General features: G+C 66.2%; 1 protein-coding gene. It reads left to right on the forward strand.

Annotated features, from left to right (window positions below; translation table 11 throughout):
* Positions 1 to 27: 27 nt before the first annotated feature.
* Positions 28 to 893, forward strand: an 866-nt coding sequence (locus RM590_RS35410; RefSeq protein WP_311708928.1) for an acyltransferase domain-containing protein, incomplete at its 3' end; no start/stop codon positions are given.

Raw genomic sequence — 893 nt, forward strand, 5'->3', positions numbered from 1 at the left:
TCCGGTCAGGGGTCGCAGCGGGTGGGGATGGGTCGGGGTTTGTATGGGTGGTTTCCGGTGTTCGCGGGGGCGTTGGATGAGGTGTGTGGGGTGTTGGACGGGTTGGTGGGGTGTTCGGTGCGGGAGGTGATGTTTGAGGATTCGGTTGGGGTGTTGGATCGGACGGTTTTTGCGCAGGCGGGTTTGTTCGCGGTTGAGGTGGCGTTGTTCCGTCTTGTGGAGTCGTTTGGGGTGCGGGCGGATTGTGTGGCGGGGCATTCGATTGGTGAGGTGGCGGCTGCTCATGTGGCGGGGGTGTTGTCGCTGGAGGACGCCTGTCGTTTGGTGGCGGCGCGTGGGCGGTTGATGGACGCGTTGCCGGGGGGTGGGGTGATGGTGTCGGTGCGGGCGTCGGAGGAGGAGGTGCGGGGTCTGCTGGCCGATTGCGGGGATCGGGTGGGGGTGGCGGCGGTGAACGGCCCGGCGTCGACGGTGGTGTCGGGGGAGGAGGCGGCGGTCGCGGGGGTTGTTGAGGTGTTGGCGGGTCGGGGGGTGAAGACGCGGCGGTTGCGGGTGTCGCACGCGTTCCATTCGCCGTTGATGGAGCCGATGCTGGATGAATTCCGTTCCGTTCTCGGCGAGTTGTCGTTCAACGCTCCGGTGATTCCGGTGGTGTCGAATGTGTCCGGGGAGTCGATGACGGATTTCTCGGCGGATTATTGGGTGGAGCATGTGCGGCGGACGGTGCGGTTCGCCGATGGGGTGCGGACGTTGTCCGGGATGGGCGTGGGGCATTTCCTGGAAATCGGTCCGGATGGTGTGCTGTCGGCGATGGCGCGGGAGAGCCTGCCGGAGGACTTCGGCGGTCTGCTGGCGCCAGTGTTGCGGAAGAAGGACGAGGACGTCCGGGCGTT

This window comes from Streptomyces litchfieldiae (assembly GCF_031845365.1).
GTDB classification, from domain to species: domain Bacteria; phylum Actinomycetota; class Actinomycetes; order Streptomycetales; family Streptomycetaceae; genus Streptomyces; species Streptomyces litchfieldiae.